Here is a 20,070-nt window from a genome sequence, read left to right as displayed (position 1 = left end):
GGCCTCAGGGCCTTGCCTTGCGCTTGTTCGCGGCCATTCAATCCCATCCCGTTCAACAGAACACCCATCCTGATTGAGTTTTGACCCTAGAGCATGTCGCGCAAAAATGTGCAGCGGTTTTGCGATAACGACATGCGTTAAAACAAGAATGTAAAGCACGTTGCATGAGGCTGATAAGGCGCAACGGGCTTTAGAGATTAAGCGCGCGCATTGTCACGCCACTGTCATTTCATACCTCTAATGGAACGCTCGGGGTGAGGAAAATCCTGGGCATTTATCAGGCGTCATGCCTGTAACGCACGTATTCCTCCCTCTGGAGCAGGCCGGCTGAACAATGCTTCATCGCCGTCACTCCATGACTTGGTTTTCAAGCATTTCGGAGGTTTGGGATGAAAGCGTTTTCCAGCACGGCGGCCTTGCTCGCCGCAGGCGTGGTCTTGTCTTCGGCAGGCGGCGTCTTCGCGCAAGGCGAGGTCACGGCCAATGGCGTCACCATCGTCAACCATGGCCTTGTTGCTATCGGACGCATTCCCGCCAGCCAGAAGGACAAGTTCGGCGAGACCTTTGGCTCCGGCTCCGGCATGGCGATTGACCCGACAAGCTGGATGAAAGATGGCCAGAGCTATAAGGGGTCGCTCTGGCTGCTGCCGGATCGCGGCTATAATGTCGAAGGCACGACCGATTACAACGCCCGCATCAACCGCATCGACGTGGTGCTGACCCCGGCTAAAAAGGGCGAAGCGCTTGCTGCTGACAAGCAGCAGGCTGGCGTGGAGGCCAAGCTGACAGACACCATGCTGCTGACGGATGACCAGGGCAAGAACCTGACAGGGCTTGATCCCGAATCCGGCACCCGCGCCGCCGCTGGCGGCTTTCCGGTCCTGCCACTGGCGCGCACAGGCAAGATTTCGCTGGATGCCGAAGCCGTGGTGCGCCTGAAGGATGGCTCGCTGATGATCAGCGACGAATACGGGCCGTATATCTATCACTTCTCCAAGGATGGTAAGCTGATCTCGGCCACCCAGCCACCGCAGGCTCTGCTGCCGATGCGCAAAGGGGCGCTCAACTTCTCCTCCAACAATGTCGGCGATGGCGGTGTGAAGCCGGAGCCGAAGGATCCCGAGACGGGACGGCAGAACAATCAGGGCCTGGAAGGGCTCTCGATGACGCCGGACGGCAAATATCTGATCGCGCTGCTGCAATCGGCCACCCGCCAGGATGGCGGCGATTCCAGCTCGACCCGCATGAACACCCGTGCCTTGGTTTATGATGCCAGCAATGTCGACCAGCTGAAGCTGATGCATGAATATGTCGTGCCGCTGCCGACCTATGACAACAAGGGCAAGGTGGCCGTGGCAGCGCAAAGCGAAATTCTGGCGCTGTCCGACAAGGCTTTCCTGATGCTGGCGCGTGACAGCAATAACGGTCAGGGCGTGAAGGGTGACACCTCCGTCTACCGCAAGATCGATCTTGTCGATGTGACTACGGCCACGGATATTGCCAATAGCGATTTCGACAAGGACAAGCCAGTGGCGCCGAAGGGCGTGGTCGACCCCGCTGTGAAGGTTGCGGCGGTCACCCCCTTCATCGACCTCAACGACAATGCCGAACTCAAACGATTTGGCCTGCACAATGGCGCGCCCAACGACCGCAACAACCTCTCCGAAAAATGGGAGGCCATGTCGATTGCCCCTGCCCTCGACACCTCGGCGCCAGATGATTTCTTCCTGTTCGTGGCCAATGACAACGACTTCCTGACCCAGGACGGTTATCAGGTCGGCGCCGCCTACAAGGCGGAAGGCGGCGCGGAGGTGGACACCATGTTCCAGGTGTTCCGCGTGACGTTGCCGGGCGTGGCGAAGAAGTAAAGAAAGGGAGGGCGGGATCCCTCCCAGCCTCTTTCAAGCCTGCGGCGGAATGGCCTGCTGGAAGTCGAACAGCTTGCCGGGATCGTACTTCTGCTTGATCGTTTTCAGGCGGTCGAGGTTCTTGCCGTAATAGGCGGTCTGCCAATCGAGAAGCGAGATATCCGGGAAATTCTGGAAGGCACCCTCGCCTTTGAATTCACTGAGGATCAGGGAATAGAAACTGTCCTGCCAGAGATGGCCAGCTTCGATCATCGCCGTGTTCGACTGATCGCGCCCCTGCCAGTAATAACCGATGACGGCGAGCCACTGGCTGTTGCGATGCACGAAGGCTGTGGCATCGGGCGCGACCTTGTTGATGGCGCCGCCGGTCTGGAAGAAGCGCAGGTCGCAGGTGCCGTGCACATCCGGACGCTGCTGCAATACCTCAAGCGCAGCGGTGATGGCGGAAGGGCTCGGTGCGGTTTCGATGAAGGTCGAGCGTTCCTGGTAGAAATAGCCGGCATCGTCGTCTTCCATCAGGTGCTGGCCTGCCCAGTACTGGCCGGTAAAATCGATGAGCACATTCGGCTTGAGAACCTTGTCGAACTTGGCAAAGAGCGCATCGAGTTCTTTCGGTTCCCCGGTCCATTGACCAACCATGTCCACCTGAAACTGGTTTTCGCCGGTAATCCCCGGAGCAGGCTTGAGATAACGCACCGAGATGCGCGAACCGAAATCCTCGGACATGGCCTGACAAGAATCGAGGACCAGCTTCACGAAGCCACTCATCTGACCCAGATCGCTCGTCACATATTGCCGCTGGAAAGCCCGGATCTGAGCCCCGGCCACATCGATGGTCTTGAAATCGAAGGACGTCGCAAGGCCGAAATTACCGCCAGCACCACCGCGCAGCGCCCAGAACAGATCGCTGTACTTCTGGCCGGGAGCTTCCACAACCTCGCCGTCGGCAGTGACCACCCGAACCTTCGTCAAAAGATCACAGGCCATGCCGAAACGGCGCATATCGAAACCGATGCCGCCACCCATCACGAAGCCTGCGACACCGACAGTGGGGCAGCGGCCATGGGTAATGGTGCGGTTAGCCATCGCAAGCCGATCATAGAGATCGTAGTTGATCACCCCGGCCCCGGCCGTAACGGTGCCGGTCTGCTGGTCCAGCGACAGCCCGTTCAGTCCACTTGTGGAGATCACAAGTTCCGGGCAGGTGGAAAAACCCGCATAGGAATGGCCGCCACCCTTGATCCGAAACGGCATTTTGGTGGTCTTGCACCATTGAATGGCGGCGGCAGCCTCCTGTTCGGAGCTCACCACGGCAATCGCCTGCGGTAACAGCGCCATATAGCGGAGATTGTTGACGGCAGCGTTGTAATAGTAATCCTTGGTTTCCCGGAAGAAAATGTGCCCATTCACAGCCTTGCTCAATTCATCCCAAGAGGCGGTTGTGCCGCCGAGCGTATTGGAAAGGGTCTGCGCACTGACTTTTCTGGTCATTGCCGCAGCAGCGGCCGTTCCCGCGGCAGCGGAAAGAAACTGTCTTCTATTAAAAGCCATCTCTGGAAATCCCTGGAGTGTGATCATCGGCCAACGCGCCGAATAGCGTGGCGGCGACACATGGCGAAAGACGGCCACCACCCATAACTCAGGATTGCATTTCGACCTTAATGAACTCTTTCGAAAATTCCGCTGCATCTTCCACGCCAAGCAAAAAGAGAGGAAGACAAACAGATGGTTGCCTGCTCAAGTTATACTGCATAACGTTTCCTGATCGCGCTCCCTCCACCGAGTCGAGCTGCCCCCCCTGATGGAATGTGCCATGGCCCGATTGCTCTCCGCCTGCGTCTCGATAGTTTCAGCACTGCTTCTTTTAAGTTCGCCCGCTTCGGCAGAAGATGATGGGGAGACAACGCTGAAAGTTCAGACACCGAATGGTGTCATCGAAGGGTCGCAGACGCGTGACCTCCTGGAATTCAAGGGCATCGCCTATGCGCAGCCGCCGGTTGGCCCGCTGCGCTGGCAGCCGCCGCAGCCGCCGGCGCTGTGGCACGGGGTGAAACAGGCAAGGCAATTCGGCGCGGCCTGTATGCAGAAAGTGGCCGCCCAGGAGCCGGAAAAGAGCCTGAAGGATGGGCCGCAGAGCGAGGACTGCCTGACGCTGAACATTTGGGAGCCCGCCGAGGCAAAAACCGCCCGGATGCCGCTGCCGGTCATTGTCTGGGTCCATGGCGGCAGTTTCCGCTTCGGTGCCGGCAGCCTGAAGACCTATGATGGTGCGGAATTTGCCCGGCGCGGCGTGATCTTCATCACCCTGAACTACCGGCTGGGACTGTTTGGCACGTTTGCGCAAAAGGAGCTTTTGCAGGGCAAGAACCCCACCGGCAATTTCGGCCTGCTGGATGTGATGGCGGCGCTGAAATGGGTGAGAGGCAATATCCGCGCCTTTGGCGGCGATCCCGCCAATGTGACGCTGATGGGGGAATCGGCAGGCGGGGCCACCGTGGGTTATCTGATGGCATCGCCGCTGGCGCATGGGCTGTTTTCAAAGGCAATCATCGAGTCCGGCGCGCTGGCCTTGCCCGAGCTTTCGCCAGAGAAAGCGGGAGAAATTACCGAGCGCGTTTCCAAGGAACTGAACGCGCCGGATTTGAAGGCCCTCAGCGCCCTGCCCGCCGAGGCCATTCGCGATGCCAATACCGGCGTTGGCGATACCCAGCCCTTCATCGACGGCAAGATACTGCCCTTCAAGATGCGCGAGGCCTTTGAAAAGGCCAGGGTGAACCGCATGCCCCTGATCATCGGCTATAATAGCGCCGAAGCGGGCTTTTTCGGACCGCGTTTCTGGTCGGGCTTTCCGGCGGAAGCGGGCGAGAAATGGCCGGGGTTGAAAGCGAAGTGCTTTGGCTATGGCGCGGAAAACGAGGATCGCTGCGCCGAACAGGTGGTGTCGGAACTGTTTGCCGGGGTTAACACCCGGGCGGTTGCCCAGGCCGCAGCCCCGAAAATGCCGGTCTACGCCTATCGCTTCGATTATGTTCCGGCAGCCCAGCGCAGCGCCCTGCCGGGCGCTATTCACGCCGCGGAAATTCCCTATGTCTTTGGCAGGATCGCTGTGGAGAAACAGGCCGATCCCGAAAGCAGCCGGATGTCGGCCGCGATGATCGACCGCTGGGTCGCCTTTGCCAAGACAGGCTATCCGCAGCTTCTGGAAGGCGATTGGCCAGCGCTTACGCATTCGCAGGGCAAGCTCATGCTCTTCGGCAATGACGGCATCCATATGGGCAGCAATCCGGCCAATGCGTTGCTGGATGCCATTGACGCGGCAAAACTGCCGCCGCATCCGTGAAAGCTTGAGCATTTTCAGGAAAAGTGGAAACCGGTTTTCCGCCCAGAAATGCGTAAAAACAAAGAGTTAAAGCATTTCAATGTTTCCGTGAAACACTGAAATGCTCTAAAGCTGTCATCCCGCCCGCAGGAAGCGAACCGCCTCATCACGCCGGTAGAGATAGAGAAGGGTGCGGATGGCTTCGCCGCGTTCGGAGGTGAGGTCCGGGTCGCGGTCCAGCAGATAGGCGGCATCCTTGCGGGCGATTTCCAGCAGATCGGCATGGGCTTCGAGGCTGGCAATGCGGAAGCCCGGCGTGCCGGATTGCCGTGTGCCCAGCAACTCCCCCTCACCCCGCAGTTTCAGATCTTCCTCGGCAATCAGGAAACCGTCCTCGCTGTCGCGCAGGATGGAAAGGCGCGCCTTGCCGTTTTCGCTGAGCGGGCCTTTGTAGAGCAGGATGCAGGAGGAGGCCTCCGACCCGCGCCCGACACGCCCGCGCAACTGGTGAAGCTGCGCCAGCCCGAAGCGTTCGGCATGTTCGATCACCATGATGGTGGCATCCGGCACATCGACCCCTACTTCCACCACGGTCGTCGCCACCAGCAGCCGGGTTTCGCCGCGCTTGAAGGCGAGCATCGCCGCATCTTTTTCATCGCCCTTCATGCGCCCATGCACGAGACCGACGGGCGCGTTCAGCGAGCGGGCCAGGGTGTCGTAGCGCTCTTCGGCGGAAGTGAGGTCCGATTCTTCGCTCTCCTCCACCAGCGGGCAGATCCAATAGGCCTTCTTGCCTTCGGCAATAGCCGACTTCAGCCGTCCGACAATATCGCCAATGCGCTCGGCAGGCACGGTAACGGTCTGGATCGGTTTGCGGCCTGCCGGCTTTTCGGTGAGCTTGGACACATCCATGTCGCCGAAGGCGGCCAGCACCAGCGTGCGTGGAATGGGCGTGGCCGTCATCACCAGCATGTGCGGAGAAATGCCCTTGGCGGTCAGCCGCAGACGCTGGTGCACGCCGAAGCGATGCTGTTCATCCACCACGGCCAGCATGAGATTGTGATAGTTGACCGTATCCTGAAACAGCGCATGGGTGCCGATAACGATCTGCGCCTCGCCGGAAGCAATACGGGCAAGCACCCCTTCCCGCTCCCGCCCCTTCGTGCGGCCTGTGAGCACTTCCGTGGAAATTCCTGCAACCGCTGCCATTTTAGAGATCGTCGCATGGTGCTGACGCGCCAGAATTTCCGTGGGCGCCATCAGCACCGCCTGGCCGCCACTTTCCACCACGGCGGCCATGGCCAGCAACGCCACCAGCGTCTTGCCAGCGCCGACATCGCCCTGCACCAGGCGCAGCATGCGGCTATCGCTGGCCATGTCCTTCAGGATTTCGGCAACGGCTTCGCTCTGGCTGTTGGTGGGTGTGAACGGCAGGGCCGCCACTATCTTGCCGCTCAGGTCACCGGTGGCTTTGACCGGCGTGCCCGCCACCTTGCGCAGCCTTTGCCGCACCAGCGCCAGCGACACCTGCCCGGCCAGAAACTCGTCATAGGCCAGCCTGCGGCGGCACGGGGCCTGCGGGTCCACATCCTTTTCATCGCGCGGTGCATGCAGCCGCTCGAATGCAGCCCGCGTGGTTGAAAAGCCCTGTTTTGAAAGCAGAGCGCCATCGACCCATTCGGGAAAATCGGGAAGACGCGGCAGCGCCGCATCGATGGCCTTGCGCAGCACTTTCGGCGAAAGCCCCGCCGTCAGCGGATAGACCGGCTCCACCAGCGGCAGGTCGGCGGCTTCGCTGGCTTTGACCATAAAATCCGGATGCACCATGGAGGCGCGGCCATTGAACCAGTCGATCTTGCCGGAGACGGTGACGATCTCATCCACCGGCAGCGATTTTTCCAGCCAGTTGCCTTTGGCGCGGAAGAAGGTCAGCGCCAGTTCGCCGGTTTCGTCATGCAGAAAAACCCGGTAGGGCTGGGCGTTGTTGCCCTTGGGCGGCGGCTGGTGGCGATCCACCCGGCCCGTGACGGTGACGATGGCGCCCTGCGGCGCGCGTGCGATGCCCGGCTGATGACGCCGGTCGATCAGCCGGTGCGGGGCCAGAAACAGGAGATCCGCCACCTTGGCGTCCTCGGCGCTTTCCCGCCCCAGCAGGCTTGCCAAAAGCCCGGCAAGTTTTGGCCCGACGCCCGGCAGGGTCGAGACGGAGGAAAACAGCGGATCAAGCAAGGATGGACGCATGGTGGCGGCAAAATGCAGGCTCGCAGACGCGATTGCAAGGTGGATGCATGGTTGCCCGAACGTGCCATAGTGGATAATACCTCACAGACATTACAGCGCCGTGCGTTTTATCAAACGCACAAAGGACGCTGTAACACTTTAAATCTACTGCATAATTTTAACCTTAAATCGATTCCGATTTAAGGAATTATGCAGTAGAAAGAGAGCCTGACGAAGCGATGCGCAAACTTCAACTCATCCTGCTGCTTCTGGTGGCGTTTATCGCCCTGGAAACCAAGCCCTGGATCAAGCCGGACACGCTGGAACAGGCCGTCTGCCGCAGCAATATTTTCTGGGTTGGTGTTTATCTCGCCCGGGGCGACGACGTGAACGGTCAACAGGATGACAGCAATTTCAACCCGACGCCGCTGATCTCCGCCCTCGACACCGCCGGCTGCCCGAAGCCGCTGCCCAATCTCTGGGCGCGCATGCTGGTCTTTGCGGGCGCAGATGTGAACCGCGCCACGAAGAATGGCAGCACGCCGCTGATGATGGCGGTCAGCGAACAGAACGTCGCGATGGTGCGCTTTCTGCTGGAGAAAGGTGCGCGCGTTGAGGAGCGCACGGAAAGCGGCGTATCGGCGCTCGATATTGCCAGCAACCTGAAGAATGAAGAGCTGGTTAAACTGCTACAGGGCGCACCGGGACCCTGATCTCACCAATAAAGATGCCCGGCGGAGCTTGGCTCACCGGGCATCTCAATTACCTGTTTTTCAGTCTTCTCACAGTCTGTTCAAGAATTGCTGCCGGCTTGGCGAAAATGGTGATTTCGAGAACCGGAACGGACTTAACGTACGTTAGTACCGGAAGCGCAGAAATTGCCATTTGCAGCCGGCCAGCGGCGATTATTGGACTTACTGTCAGGCTCAGGCGACGTTCAGCACCGCCTCAGGGGCGGCAGCCTCATAGCCCAGCGCCTCGGCAACCGCCGCGTTGGTAATGCGGCCCTTGTGGACGTTGAGACCGTTGCGCAGATGGCGATCCTCAGCCAGCGCCCTGAGACCACGATCGGCCAGCGCCAGACCATGGGCGAGCGTGGCATTGTTCAGTGCGTGGGCTGAGGTGATCGGCACAGCGCCCGGCATGTTGGCCACGCAATAATGGATCACGCCATCGACTTCATAGGTCGGCTCGGAATGGGTGGTGGCATGGGAGGTCTCGAAGCAGCCGCCTTGGTCGATGGCGACATCGACGATGACTGCACCCTTCTTCATGCCGGACAGCATTTCCCGCGTTACCAGCTTCGGCGCAGCAGCACCCGGAATGAGCACGGCGCCGATCACGAGATCGGCGGAGAACACTTCCTGCTCCAGCGCATCGATGGTGGAATAGACGGTGTGGACGCGGCCATGGAAGATATCGTCCAGCTGACGCAGGCGCGGCAGGGAGCGATCGACGATGGTGACATCCGCGCCAAGGCCAACGGCCATTTTCGCCGCATGCAGACCCACGACGCCACCGCCGATAACGGTGACCTTGGCCGGCAGCACGCCCGGAACGCCGCCGAGCAGAATGCCACGGCCACCATTGGCCTTCTGAAGCGCCGTTGCACCGGCCTGAATGGCAAGACGGCCAGCCACTTCCGACATGGGAGCCAGCAGGGGCAGACCGCCGCGCTCATCCGTCACGGTTTCGTAAGCCACCGCCGTCACGCCGGACTGGAGCAGGCCCTTGGTCTGTTCCGGATCGGGCGCGAGGTGGAGATAGGTGTAGAGCAGTTGGCCTTCGCGCAGCATGGCCCATTCCTGCGGCTGCGGCTCCTTGACCTTGACGATCATGTCCGCCTTTTCGAAGATTTCCTTCGCCGTGCCGACGATCTTTGCACCGGCAGCGCTGTAGGCGCCATCGTCTGCACCGATGCCGAGCCCGGCACCGGTTTCCACGATCACCTGATGACCGTGGGCAACATATTCCCTGACCGCCGCGGGGGTGAGACCCACGCGATATTCATGATTTTTGATTTCCTTTGGGCAGCCGATGCGCATCCCGTTTTTTCCTTTTTATCCCCGCAAGGCGTTTCGTTGAACGCTTTCAAAATTCAACCAGAAAGCCCGCACAATGTCCTTGCAAAGACGGATTGCCATCCGCATGCATTTCGAAGAATATTGCGTTGAATACCCCTGAAGCCGGATTTTATTGCAGATATGGAATTGGATACGATTGATCTTGCGATCCTGAAGGAATTGCAGCGAAATGGCCGCATCTCCAATACCGAGCTTGCCGAGCGGGTGGGATTGAGCGCCTCGGCCTGTTCGCGCCGCCATGACGCACTGGAAAAGGCTGGCGTCATCAGTGGCTATCATGCCCGCCTCACCCATAAGGCGCTGGACTACAAGATGATGGTGATCGTCCACATCTCGCTGTCCGGCCAGTTCGCCAAAACCCTGCAGGAATTCGAGGCAGCGGTGAAGCGCTGCCCCAATGTGCTGGTCTGCTATCTGATGTCCGGGGAGTATGACTATATCCTGCGCGTGGCCGCCAAGGATCTGGCGGATTACGAGCGTATTCACCGCGACTGGCTTTCGGCCCTGCCGCATGTGGTGAAGATCAATTCCAGCTTTGCGCTGCGCGAGATCATCGACCGCCCCAATGTGGGACTGTAACGCAGTACAAATGCAATTTTAGGCAAGAGATTCAATTTGCTCTAACGGGATCCTTATAAGGTGCCTCACATCATCAACGAGGCCGAAGGATCATGCAGAACAATCTTGCCATGGAGGTTCGCTCCGCCCCACGCAGCCGGTGCCGGCTGGATGGCGCCGTGCGCTATATGCGCCAGGTTGCCGATTGCCGTATCGTCAACATCTCCCGCACGGGAATGGCGCTTGAGCTTTACACCGCCTTTCACGCCTCCACAGGCAGCATGGTCACCATCGAAAACAGCGAAGTCGGTCTTGTGGAAGGGCTGGTACGCTGGAACCGGGGCGGACGGATTGGCATACAGTTCCGACCCAACAGCAATTCCAGCGCCAAGGTGGCGGCCTATTTCCGCAACTTCCATCAGGAGATAAAACCGGTCCTGAAACGGTAAACGCCCTGCTGAGAAGTTGAGCACAAGCCTCATCCGCCTGTGAAAAAGGCAGACCTCCCGTTTTTGCAGTAGCATCATCTGATTGTCATGTTATGCATGCACTTGCTTTGCGATGCGCGAGCAGGCCTCGGCCCCGCGCACTTCATCCAGGCAGGAGCCAAACATGTCTTCTCTTCTCGATCTTCACCCCATGACGCGCCGCTCCCTGCTGGGCGGCCTTGCCGCCACCGGCGCATTGGTCGTGCTTCATCCCTTCGCCGCTCGCGCTGCCAGCAATCAGGCGCATCTGCGGCTGATGGAAACGACGGATATTCACGTCAACCTGATGCCCTATGACTATTATGCCGACAAGCCGAACGATACGCTGGGCCTGTCACGCACCGCATCGCTGATCGATGGCATCCGCGCCGAAGCCACCAATTCCATGCTGATCGACAATGGCGACCTGCTGCAGGGCAGCCCGATGGGCGATTACATGGCCTATAAGAAGGGCATGAAGGCCGGTGACCTGCATCCGGTGATGAAGGCCATGAACGTGCTGGGCTATGATTGCGGCACGCTCGGCAATCACGAGTTCAATTACGGGCTCGATTTCATGTTCAACACACTGGCGGCAGCAAAGCATCCGATCGTCTGCGCCAACCTTACCAAGGGGCAACTGGCCTCCGACCCGAAGAATGACGAGCTGTTCTTCAAACCCTTCGTGATCATCGAGAAGAAGATCAAGGATGGCGCGGGCCATGAAAGCCCGGTCAAGGTGGGCTTTATCGGCTTCGTACCGCCGCAGATCATGGTGTGGGACGCCAAGAACCTGGAAGGCAAGGCTCAGACCCGTGACATCGTGGAAGCAGCCCGCGCCTGGGTGCCGGTGATGAAGGAACAGGGCGCGGATATCGTCATCGCGCTTTCGCATTCCGGCATCGACGCCAAGGGGCCGAGCGAGAAAATGGAAAATGCCTCGCTCTACCTGGCAGGCGTCGAGGGCATCGATGCCATTTTCACCGGCCACCAGCATCTCGTCTTCCCCGGCCCGAAAACCTGGGACGGCATGCAGGGCGTGGATGCCGTGAAGGGCACGCTGATGGGCAAGCCCGCCGTCATGGCCGGTTTCTGGGGCTCACATATGGGGCTGATCGACCTGCTTCTCGAAAAGGACGGCAAGAGCTGGAAGATCGTGGACTTCACCAGCGAAGCCCGACCGATCTATCACCGCGACGAGGCCAAGAAGATCATCGCCGACACCAAGGACAAGCCGGAAGTGGTGGCCGCTGTTCAGGAAGAGCATGAGGCAACGCTGGCTTACGTGCGCACGCCCGTGGGCAAGACCTCCGCGCCGCTCTACTCCTATTTTGCGCTGGTGGCGGATGACCCGTCCGTACAGATCGTTTCCAATGCGCAGCTCTGGTACATCAAGGACATGCTGAAGGAGACGCAGTACAAGGATTATCCGGTGCTCTCGGCGGCTGCCCCCTTCAAGGCCGGTGGCCGCGGCGGCGCCGATTACTACACCGACGTTCCGGCGGGCGATATCGCCATCAAAAATGTCTCCGACCTCTACCTCTATCCCAACACCGTGCAGGCTGTGCTGATCACCGGCGCGCAGGTCAAGAACTGGCTGGAAATGTCGGCGGGCATGTTCAATCAGATCAAGCCCGGCTCCAAGGATGCCGATCTGCTGAACCTCGATTTCCCGAGCTATAACTACGACGTCATCGACGGCGTGACCTATGAGATCGACCTCTCGGAACCGGCGAAATACGACAAGGACGGCAAGGAAGCCAATCCCCAAGCCAACCGCATCAAGAACCTCAGCTTCAACGGCAAACCGATTGATCCGCAACAGAAATTCGTTGTGGTCACCAATAATTACCGCGCAGGCGGCGGCGGAAAATTCCCGGAGATCGCCGGCGACAAGGTGATCTTTGTCGGCCCGGACACCAATCGCGACGTCATCGTGCGCTACATCATTTCCCAAGGCACCATAAACCCGTCCGCTGACGGCAATTGGCGCTTTGCCGCCCTGCCCGGCACCACGGCGGTCTTCCAGACCGGGCCGAAGGGCCGCCCCTTTGCCTCCAAGGTGATTGGCGCAAAGATCGAGGATGCCGGTGACGGCACGGAGGGTTTTGCGAAGTACCGGCTGATCCTCTGATCACTGCTGGATGCAATGAAAAAGGCCGCTCTATCGGCGGCCTTTTTCTCTGACGACACGAAATTCAAACTGTGCGCGAAGCCTCTCCGTCGGCGAAGAGCGAAGGCCCGTTCTGGTCGATGATCTGCCGCGCCTTGCGGAAGGTGAATTCCAGCGCCTCGTCCTGCCCCGAAAACAGATCCGCGCGGATGAAGCTGCGGGTCAGCACCCGGCCATCGACATCCTTTTCGATCCGGCCCGCCAGACGAAACTGACTGCCTTCGCGAATGGGCTCGGCAAAAATCCGGCAATCGCCATGCAATTGCGGCTCGCAGGCCGCAGCCTGCCGCTCCTTGCCTGCAGAAGAACCGGAGAAAGCGGAAAAAATTTTCGACAGAAAACTGGCCATGGGATCCGACAGGTTTGACGCCCGACCTCAATCATCGGGGATGAATCCGGGAGCAGCATCACGCTGCTCAACTCACTTATCCCTCTAGCATGGGCGCCCTAAATGGTGAAGCCCCACCGCAGGGCAGGGCTTATAACCATTACGGTTAAGGACCTTGAAACCGTCAGGCGACGACATCTTCCGGCGTCAAGGTCTTCACAGCCGTTTCATTGGTCATGATACGGCGATTCTGGATGAAGAAGCGGAAGCTTCCAAGCACCCGAAGCATATACCCCGGATAGGCCAGCGCCAGCCGGGCAAACACCTTGAACTCCGGCAGGAAACCCTTCACCAGGCCGCGAATGAGCGCGTAAGTGTAAGCGCCCTCATAAAGACGATGCCGGAACAGAATGGTCTGCGGATCGGCCAGCATGATCACCGGCGTATTTTTCATATAATTGAACTGCAGGGCCAGGCAGCCCTGGATCGCCACGGATTTCGGGCTGGACCAGCTGACATTCGACCAATAGAGGTTCACGCCTTCCAGGCAGCTCACATTGATGCGCGGATCCACCACCGTGTCATTGAAAAGCGACAGTTCGATCCAGAACACATGGTCTTCGCCAGCACTGCGCAGCGCGCCATTGAAGCGCAGGCCGATATTGCGCTTGAAACGATAGACGACGGTGGAGGTCTGGGGCGGACATTCCCTGATCATCACGCCGGACAGCGTGCCCTTGCGGAAGGCGCGGAAGCCATCTCCGCAGGTGATCTCCTCTTCGGCGGCCAGCAGGCGGCGCGTTTCAGGCAGTCCCAGGAAGTAATCTGCGTAATGGCTGCCGCGCACATGATTGCAGAAAAAGAAATCGCCATGGGCGAGACCGTCCAGCGCCCGCTCCAGATGATCCGGATGCCAGACATCGTCGGAATCCAGGAAGGCGATGTAATCGATATCGTGGTCTTCCAGATAGTCCAGGGCCATGTTGCGCGCTTCGCCTGGCCCGCCATTCGGCTTTTGCAGCAGGGTCACGCGCATTTCCGGTACGTCTTCGTAAGGAGCGAGATCCTGCGCGGGCGGCATGGGGGAGCTATCATCCACCACCACCACATGCAGATAAATCCGGTCAGCCACGGTCTGGGTGCGAACAGACTCCAGGGCCCGGGCGAGAATGCCCGCCTCTCTCTGATAAAAAGGAATAACGACAGCGACAGTCACCTTCATCGGACACCTCACGTCTCAAAAAGGGACCCCTGTCCGGCCTGCGCGCGTCGATACCACCGGCACCCTACGCAACACACACCCCGGCACTTCCCCATGCTTTTCAAGCCCACAACTATCTTAGGACAAACTTAACCATACAGAGGCAGCACAAGTTTTACAATACTGAGAAACGAATATATTTGGGTTCATTATGCTTAAACCCAAATTAATTTTGGGGGCAATCCACGAGAAACACTGAAACAAAAAGGAAAATCACAGATTGCAGAAGCGTTTTACGAAGCGATACACACCGTCCCACAAGAAAACATTCTGAGACAATCGCCGTACAATGAAAAAATGACCCAAAAATGTTCGAAGGCGCGCGATATATTCTTAGAGTTGTTTATTGCTGCACCGCCACAACCTGCGCGGAAAAATATGACCCTGCTTCATGTTAGGACACATCTACCCCTCATTCTTTAGGGAGTAAGCCCCAAAACCGATTACCCCCTGTAAAGGTCCAGTTTTGAGACGGTTTCCCACAGAAAAGAGGCTCACATTTTCTTGATGCGTCCCAATAGAGATCATTCCCGATGAGGGCTGACGGGGGAAAGCAACCTGAAGCACAACGGAAATACAGTTTTCCCGGCTCCTCAGGGGAAAAGCGGGTGCCACTCTTTGCGAGGGACAGGTTTTTGGTTTTTCGCACACCCGAACGGAAAACCGGCTTCCACTTTTCCTGGGTGTGCGTTTTCATTTTTCGCACACCCGGACGGAAAACCGGCTTCCACTTTTCCTGGGTGTGCTTTTTCGTTTTTCGCACACCCGGACGGAAAACCGGCTTCCACTTTTCCTGGGTGTGCTTTAGGTCCAATTGCAAACCGCGCCGGGCAGAAGGCCGGCAGATGCCGATGCCTTGCCGGCTCTTGCAAGCTGAAGACAGGATCATGGACGTGGATAAATCTGAGGTGGGCGCCGCGCTGGAAGCCGTTCGGGAGCTTTTTCCGGCCACGCCCCTGCAATTGAACGAGCATCTGAGCAAGCTTTACGATGCCACCATCTATCTGAAGCGGGAGGATCTGACGCCGGTGCGCTCCTATAAGGTGCGCGGGGCCTACAACTTTTTCCGCAAGGCCATCGCCTCCGGCAAGACGGACCGGATCTTCGTTTGCGCCTCCGCCGGCAATCATGCTCAGGGCTTTGCCTTTGCCTGCCGCCATTTCGGCGTCAAGGGCGTGGTGTTCATGCCGGTGACGACGCCGCAGCAGAAGATCGACAAGACCCGCGTTTTCGGCGGCGCCTTCATTTCCATCCGGCTGGTGGGCGATATTTTCGACCAGTGCTACAAGGCCGCGCAGGATTATGTGGAAGAGGTGCAAGGCGCCATGGTGCCGCCCTTCGACCATGAGGACATCATGGAGGGCCAGGCAACAGTGGCCGCCGAAATCCTGGAGCAACTACCGGAAGGGGTGGTGCCGGACCTCATCATCCTGCCGGTTGGCGGCGGCGGCTTGAGCGCTGGCGTCACCTCCTATCTGGCGGGCACCGTCGCTAAGGAAAATTTTGTCTTTGCAGAACCGACCGGGGCACCCAGCTTGAAGCGGGCGCTGGAAAAGGGCGAGGTCGTCACGCTGCCCAAGGTCGACAATTTCGTGGACGGCGCGGCGGTGGCCCGTATCGGCGCCCTCCCCTTTGAAGCTCTCAAACAGTTTTCCGCCGAACAGGTGATGCTGGTGCCGGAAAACGCCATCTGCTGCACCATGACCGATATGCTGAACATCGAAGGCGTGGTGCTGGAACCGGCGGGCGCGCTGGCCATTGCCGCCCTGGACCTTATGGAGCCGGATACCATCCGCGGCAAAACCGTGGTGGCGGTGGTGTCCGGCGGCAATTTCGACTTCGAGCGGCTGCCGGACGTCAAGGAGCGCGCCATGCGCTATCGGGGCGTCAAGAAGTACTTTATCCTGCGCCTGCCGCAGCGCCCGGGCGCTCTGCGTGATTTCCTGAACCTGCTGGGGCCGGAAGACGATATCGCGCGCTTTGAATATCTGAAGAAGTCGGCCCGCAATTTCGGCTCCATCCTCATCGGCATCGAAACGTCGTCACGGGAAAACTTCACCGGCCTCATCGAGCGATTCGATGCCGCAGGGCTGGGCTTCGAAGACATTACCGAAAACGAAATCCTCGCCAATCTTATCATCTGAAAGTTCGTAAAGCCCGTTGCGGCTTATCAGCCTCATGCAACGTGCTTTACGTTCTTGTTTTAACGCATGTCGTCATCGCAAAACCGCTGCACACTTTTGCGCGACATGCTCTAACCGCCACTCTTCAAGCGGCGGTTACGAACGGAAACCAAATGTGTGCAGAGAACGCGCGCCTTTTTCGCAGGCGCGGCATTTCGTTCATTGATGATTAAAACCAGCTTCTTTATAGACAATATCAGATACGAGAAACCCAGGCCCGGAGAAACGGGGCCGGGAGCGCGGCGTTAAACGCGCGCTGATTATGTTTTTGTTCATAGCATGTTCATGGGTGGCGGTGTAACCGCAGGAGCATGCCATAACGGGTGTTGTCATGCTGACGAAAAAAGGCAAATACGGTTTGAAGGCACTGGTTGATCTCGCCAGCCTGGCGCCGGGTGAAAGTGCTTTCGTGAACGAGATCGCTTCGCGCAACAATATCCCCAAGAAATTCCTGGACGCTATTCTGCTGGAACTGCGCAAAGACGGTATTCTGCGCTCCAAGAAAGGCCCCAACGGCGGCTACGGCCTTGCCAAGCCAGCCAGCGACATCATGATCGGCGAAGTCGTGCGCGCCCTGGACGGGCCGCTTGCGCCTATCCGCTGCGCCAGCCGCACCGCCTTTGAAGCCTGCGATGATTGTGCGGATCCGGAAGCCTGTCAGGTTCGCCTGTCCATGACGGAAGTGCGGGACGCCATCGCCATGATCCTCGACAATATGTCATTGGCGGAATTCGTGAGCAAAAAGGCAACGCCGCTACTGGCCGACGAAGTGCTGGTTTGAGCCCAAAATTGCTATCTGCTGTCGGCTCAATGCCGTCCCGGTTCAAGCCGCGACGCAAGCGCGTTCAACGCGGGCTGACCGGAAACCTCCAGACCCAGCACTGTAAACATGCGTTCAGCCGCCGCTTGCAGGATCAGGGCGGCCATTGCCGCCGCCTCTATGGTTTGCGGACCGGGATTGACCTGCGCGGCATCGATGGCAAGACCGCAGCGCTCCAGCAAAGCCGCAAGGCTTTCCTTTTCCAGAACGAAGCGCGCCTGCGACAGCCCATCATAATGCGGGATTGCGGATTGAAAGCCGCCTGCCCGCGCCCGGCCCTGCACCACGGCCCCTTGCAGAAAGCGCCGCATCACCTCGGACATGGCGCGCGCACCGGCACGGCACGGCAGAACACCATCTACGGAGACATGCAGGCCCGGCATTTGTCCCGGTTCCTGCGCCGCCAGAAGATCCTGCCGGGAAAAAACCGCCAGACATTCGCCACCCGCTTCATTATGGGCAAACACCGCCAGCCAGTCGGCTTCGGAGCCATGACCGGCCAGCGATTGCAGATCATCCAGGCGTGAACCGAGCGCATCAGCGGCCAGTTTCAGTGTGCTCGCGGTCTCGATCAGGTGAAAGCTTTCCCCGGCAGCGACACGGGCAAAAAGAACACGGCGCTGCTCCTCACTGCCGGAATTGCGCAGGGCCTCCAGCGCCGCCTGATGGCCGATCAGTACGGCAGCACCGTCATCGCCCTTGGCCGAAAGGCTGGCGACAATCTCCGCCAACACGCCGTTCGAGACATCGAGACCGGCGAAATCCGCCGGGATGGAGACCCCCAGAAGTCCCGCTTGCGAGAGTTCATCCCGCAATTGGCGACGAGAGGCCAGGCCGCGTGCGGCAATTTCCGCAGCACGATGCAGCGCATCATCCTCACTGCCAACATGCGATGGCGCGGGCCTCAGCCGCTCATGCAGATGCGTAATGGTTCCCATGACGACGCTCCCCGCATTGCCCGGTACATGATCACCAGCGATTCGCCATTGAATCCGGCCATTTCCTGCACCGTAGCACGCCCGGCCTGTTTTTCTCGGTTTGCCGCTACGGCCGGATCGCAGCGGTTGAGTATCTCACATTCGGTGAAAGAGCAGAACCGGTTTTGCAGATCCTCGCAAAAACCGCTCCGCATCTCACATTTATGACAGATCTAACGGCATGCTCGCCCTTGCCGTAGACATGGCGTACTATAATCTATATATTCACTAGAAAATAAATGCAAAACTTGCCTTGTTCAGAAGGCGATTTCCGCCGGGACGTAAGGGCAAAAGAGGGATCAACAATAGAGAGGAAAAGCCATGCTGGAACATCGAGCATTGTGGCGGGAGCAGGACCTCAGGGGTCATTTCGCTCCACCCTTCGGACGCTGCCAGGTGGCAATTATCGGTGGAGGGTTTACGGGAGCTTCGCTTGCCCGTTCTCTCGCGACGCGTCTCGGACGCGATGGCGCTGTGGCGGTCTTCGAACCACGCGCCGCTCTCGGCCAGGGTCTGGCCTATGACTGTCATGACGATGCTCTGCGGCTGAACGTCGCCTCACACCGCATGAAGGCCCTGCCCGAAGCGCCCGATGCCTTTCATCAATGGCTGGTTCAAACCGGCAAACTGGAAAGCGACCCGGAAGGTGTTGCCGCCGATGGCGCCTTTTACGCCCGCCGCAGCGATTTCGGCCTGTTCATGGCCGAACAGATGCAGCCGCTGCTGCAAGCAGGTCTCGTTCGCCATCTTCGCGAGAAAGTGGCGCACCTGACCCGCAGCGGTCAGGGCTGGCTGATCACCGGCGATCAGGGCAGCACGCTTTATGCCGAGGAGGTGGTGATTGCCACCACGCATCTAACCGCCCGCCCGCCGCAGGCGCTTGCGGGTGCACTGGAAGGCCATCCGCGCTTTCTGGCTGAAACCGGCCAATGGAATGCTCTCGACACCTGCCAGCCGGATGACAAGGTGTTGATCGTCGGTGCCGGGCTGACGGCCCTCGATCTGGTGGCATCGCTTCGCAGCAAGGGGCATAAAGGCGAAATCCTCATGCTCTCGCGCAGCGGCAGGCTGCCGCAGACGCAGAGCCTGGGCGGCCTGCCGCCGGCTGGAAACTTCATCAGCCCGCCGCCTGCCTCCGCCCGTCAATTATTGCAGACGGTGCGCGCTGCCGTGCAGGATGCCGCCGATCGTGGCCTGCCCTGGCAGAGTGTGTTCGACACGCTTCGCCAACAGGGTCAGGCGCTTTGGCAAAATCTCAGCGATCAGGAGCAGCAGCGGTTCATGCGGCATCTGAAACGCCGCTACGAAACCCACCGCTACCGCATGCCGCCGCAGATCGCATCCCTGCTGGCCCACGACATGCGCGAGGGCACGCTGAAAAACATCGCAGGGCAGATCTGCCGCGTGGAACGGACACCGCAGGCCATTCATCTCGATATCATTCTCAAACCGCACGGCATGGTGGAGCGCCATAGCTGCCAATGGGTGGCCGTGGCCACGGGACCGGATTATGCGCGGCTGATCCAGTCGCAGGATTATCTGCGCGATCTCGCTGACGCCCGACTCATTCGCCCCGATATTCACGGCCTTGGTCTTGACGTGGATGAAAATTGCCGCGCTCTGCGACGCAATGGTCTGGCACTCGGCAATCTCTTTGTGGCCGGGCCGCTCACCCGTGGCCGGTTTGGCGAGTTGACCGGCGCACCGGAAATTGCCGCTCAGGCGGAGCGCCTTGCCTTGCAGATGCTGGAGCGCTTGCAGCGCGGCGTGGAAGCGTCTTTCGATATTTGAAAATGCGTCTACGGTATAATG

At 59.2% G+C, this 20,070-nt stretch carries 15 protein-coding genes; 9 read left to right on the top strand and 6 right to left on the bottom strand.

Features of this window, described 5'->3' with window-relative positions; translation table 11 throughout:
* The first annotated feature begins 389 nt into the window (after positions 1-389).
* Positions 390-1,868: an esterase-like activity of phytase family protein gene (locus tag QO005_RS18240; RefSeq protein WP_307159487.1), complete on the top strand. Its 1,479-nt coding sequence runs from the start codon at positions 390-392 to the stop codon at positions 1,866-1,868.
* Between the two features lie 33 nt (positions 1,869-1,901).
* On the opposite strand, the gene QO005_RS18235 is transcribed toward QO005_RS18240, so the two are convergent.
* A complete protein-coding gene (locus QO005_RS18235; protein ID WP_307159486.1) occupies positions 1,902-3,359 on the bottom strand; it encodes an FAD-binding oxidoreductase in 1,458 nt (485 codons plus the stop codon).
* Between the two features lie 322 nt (positions 3,360-3,681).
* Here QO005_RS18235 and QO005_RS18230 point away from each other — a divergent pair, with 322 nt between their 5' ends.
* Positions 3,682-5,208, top strand: a complete 1,527-nt coding sequence (locus tag QO005_RS18230; RefSeq protein ID WP_307159485.1) for a carboxylesterase/lipase family protein — start codon at positions 3,682-3,684, stop codon at positions 5,206-5,208.
* A 114-nt stretch (positions 5,209-5,322) separates the two neighbouring features.
* On the opposite strand, the gene recG is transcribed toward QO005_RS18230, so the two are convergent.
* Positions 5,323-7,428 carry an ATP-dependent DNA helicase RecG gene (recG, locus tag QO005_RS18225; RefSeq protein ID WP_307159484.1) on the bottom strand — a complete coding sequence of 702 codons (2,106 nt, stop codon included), beginning with the start codon at positions 7,426-7,428 and terminating at the stop codon, positions 5,323-5,325.
* 218 nt (positions 7,429-7,646) lie between these two features.
* On the opposite strand from recG, the gene QO005_RS18220 reads away from it, so the two are divergent.
* Complete coding sequence (locus QO005_RS18220) at positions 7,647-8,120, top strand: ankyrin repeat domain-containing protein (protein ID WP_307159483.1); 474 nt, start codon at positions 7,647-7,649, stop codon at positions 8,118-8,120.
* 213 nt (positions 8,121-8,333) lie between these two features.
* Here the strand turns inward: QO005_RS18220 and ald are convergent, their stop codons facing one another.
* On the bottom strand, positions 8,334-9,452 hold the full coding sequence (gene ald / locus QO005_RS18215) for an alanine dehydrogenase (RefSeq protein ID WP_307159482.1): 1,119 nt from the start codon (positions 9,450-9,452) through the stop codon (positions 8,334-8,336).
* Between the two features lie 159 nt (positions 9,453-9,611).
* Between ald and QO005_RS18210 the strand changes: the two genes are divergently transcribed.
* From QO005_RS18210 to QO005_RS18200, 3 genes are all read left to right on the top strand, one after another.
* Entirely contained in the window at positions 9,612-10,070 is a 459-nt protein-coding gene (locus QO005_RS18210) for an Lrp/AsnC family transcriptional regulator (RefSeq protein WP_370878102.1), read from the top strand.
* Between the two features lie 92 nt (positions 10,071-10,162).
* The gene (locus tag QO005_RS18205) at positions 10,163-10,498 is read left to right on the top strand and encodes a PilZ domain-containing protein (protein ID WP_307159481.1); all 336 of its coding nucleotides are present in this window, start codon (positions 10,163-10,165) and stop codon (positions 10,496-10,498) included.
* Between the two features lie 163 nt (positions 10,499-10,661).
* A complete protein-coding gene (locus QO005_RS18200) occupies positions 10,662-12,650 on the top strand; it encodes a bifunctional 2',3'-cyclic-nucleotide 2'-phosphodiesterase/3'-nucleotidase (RefSeq protein WP_307159480.1) in 1,989 nt (662 codons plus the stop codon).
* Positions 12,651-12,714: 64 nt separating this feature from the next.
* Here QO005_RS18200 and QO005_RS18195 read toward each other — a convergent pair whose 3' ends face one another.
* Both QO005_RS18195 and QO005_RS18190 read right to left on the bottom strand, forming a co-directional pair.
* Positions 12,715-13,038, bottom strand: a complete 324-nt coding sequence (locus QO005_RS18195) for an HlyU family transcriptional regulator (RefSeq protein ID WP_307159479.1) — start codon at positions 13,036-13,038, stop codon at positions 12,715-12,717.
* Between the two features lie 163 nt (positions 13,039-13,201).
* Positions 13,202-14,239, bottom strand: a complete 1,038-nt coding sequence (locus QO005_RS18190; protein WP_307159478.1) for a glycosyltransferase family 2 protein — start codon at positions 14,237-14,239, stop codon at positions 13,202-13,204.
* A 932-nt stretch (positions 14,240-15,171) separates the two neighbouring features.
* Here QO005_RS18190 and ilvA point away from each other — a divergent pair.
* Together ilvA and QO005_RS18180 are read left to right on the top strand one after the other, a co-directional pair.
* Positions 15,172-16,422 (top strand): threonine ammonia-lyase, encoded by a 1,251-nt coding sequence (gene ilvA, locus QO005_RS18185; RefSeq protein WP_307159477.1) that lies wholly within the window; start codon positions 15,172-15,174, stop codon positions 16,420-16,422.
* A 370-nt stretch (positions 16,423-16,792) separates the two neighbouring features.
* Entirely contained in the window at positions 16,793-17,242 is a 450-nt protein-coding gene (locus QO005_RS18180; protein ID WP_307159476.1) for an RrF2 family transcriptional regulator, read from the top strand.
* A gap of 26 nt (positions 17,243-17,268) precedes the next feature.
* On the opposite strand, the gene QO005_RS18175 is transcribed toward QO005_RS18180, so the two are convergent.
* Positions 17,269-18,219: an acyl-CoA dehydrogenase family protein gene (locus QO005_RS18175; RefSeq protein WP_307159475.1), complete on the bottom strand. Its 951-nt coding sequence runs from the start codon at positions 18,217-18,219 to the stop codon at positions 17,269-17,271.
* 360 nt (positions 18,220-18,579) lie between these two features.
* On the opposite strand from QO005_RS18175, the gene QO005_RS18170 reads away from it, so the two are divergent.
* Positions 18,580-20,049 carry an FAD/NAD(P)-binding protein gene (locus QO005_RS18170; RefSeq protein WP_307159474.1) on the top strand — a complete coding sequence of 490 codons (1,470 nt, stop codon included), beginning with the start codon at positions 18,580-18,582 and terminating at the stop codon, positions 20,047-20,049.
* Positions 20,050-20,070 lie beyond the last annotated feature (21 nt).

This window comes from Allorhizobium paknamense (genome assembly GCF_030815125.1).
In the GTDB taxonomy this organism is placed as follows: Bacteria; Pseudomonadota; Alphaproteobacteria; order Rhizobiales; family Rhizobiaceae; genus Allorhizobium; species Allorhizobium paknamense.
This window is presented reverse-complemented; position numbering and strand designations above follow the sequence as displayed.

Coding starts and splice junctions, on each gene's coding strand:
- QO005_RS18240 (WP_307159487.1), top strand. CDS start 390: ATGAAAGCGTTTTCCAGCACGGCGGCCTTGCTCGCCGCAGGCGTGGTC.
- QO005_RS18235 (WP_307159486.1), bottom strand. CDS start 3,359: ATGACCAGAAAAGTCAGTGCGCAGACCCTTTCCAATACGCTCGGCGGC.
- QO005_RS18230 (WP_307159485.1), top strand. CDS start 3,682: ATGGCCCGATTGCTCTCCGCCTGCGTCTCGATAGTTTCAGCACTGCTT.
- recG (WP_307159484.1), bottom strand. CDS start 7,428: ATGCGTCCATCCTTGCTTGATCCGCTGTTTTCCTCCGTCTCGACCCTG.
- QO005_RS18220 (WP_307159483.1), top strand. CDS start 7,647: ATGCGCAAACTTCAACTCATCCTGCTGCTTCTGGTGGCGTTTATCGCC.
- ald (WP_307159482.1), bottom strand. CDS start 9,452: ATGCGCATCGGCTGCCCAAAGGAAATCAAAAATCATGAATATCGCGTG.
- QO005_RS18210 (WP_370878102.1), top strand. CDS start 9,612: ATGGAATTGGATACGATTGATCTTGCGATCCTGAAGGAATTGCAGCGA.
- QO005_RS18205 (WP_307159481.1), top strand. CDS start 10,163: ATGCAGAACAATCTTGCCATGGAGGTTCGCTCCGCCCCACGCAGCCGG.
- QO005_RS18200 (WP_307159480.1), top strand. CDS start 10,662: ATGTCTTCTCTTCTCGATCTTCACCCCATGACGCGCCGCTCCCTGCTG.
- QO005_RS18195 (WP_307159479.1), bottom strand. CDS start 13,038: ATGGCCAGTTTTCTGTCGAAAATTTTTTCCGCTTTCTCCGGTTCTTCT.
- QO005_RS18190 (WP_307159478.1), bottom strand. CDS start 14,239: ATGAAGGTGACTGTCGCTGTCGTTATTCCTTTTTATCAGAGAGAGGCG.
- QO005_RS18180 (WP_307159476.1), top strand. CDS start 16,793: ATGCTGACGAAAAAAGGCAAATACGGTTTGAAGGCACTGGTTGATCTC.
- QO005_RS18175 (WP_307159475.1), bottom strand. CDS start 18,219: ATGGGAACCATTACGCATCTGCATGAGCGGCTGAGGCCCGCGCCATCG.
- QO005_RS18170 (WP_307159474.1), top strand. CDS start 18,580: ATGCTGGAACATCGAGCATTGTGGCGGGAGCAGGACCTCAGGGGTCAT.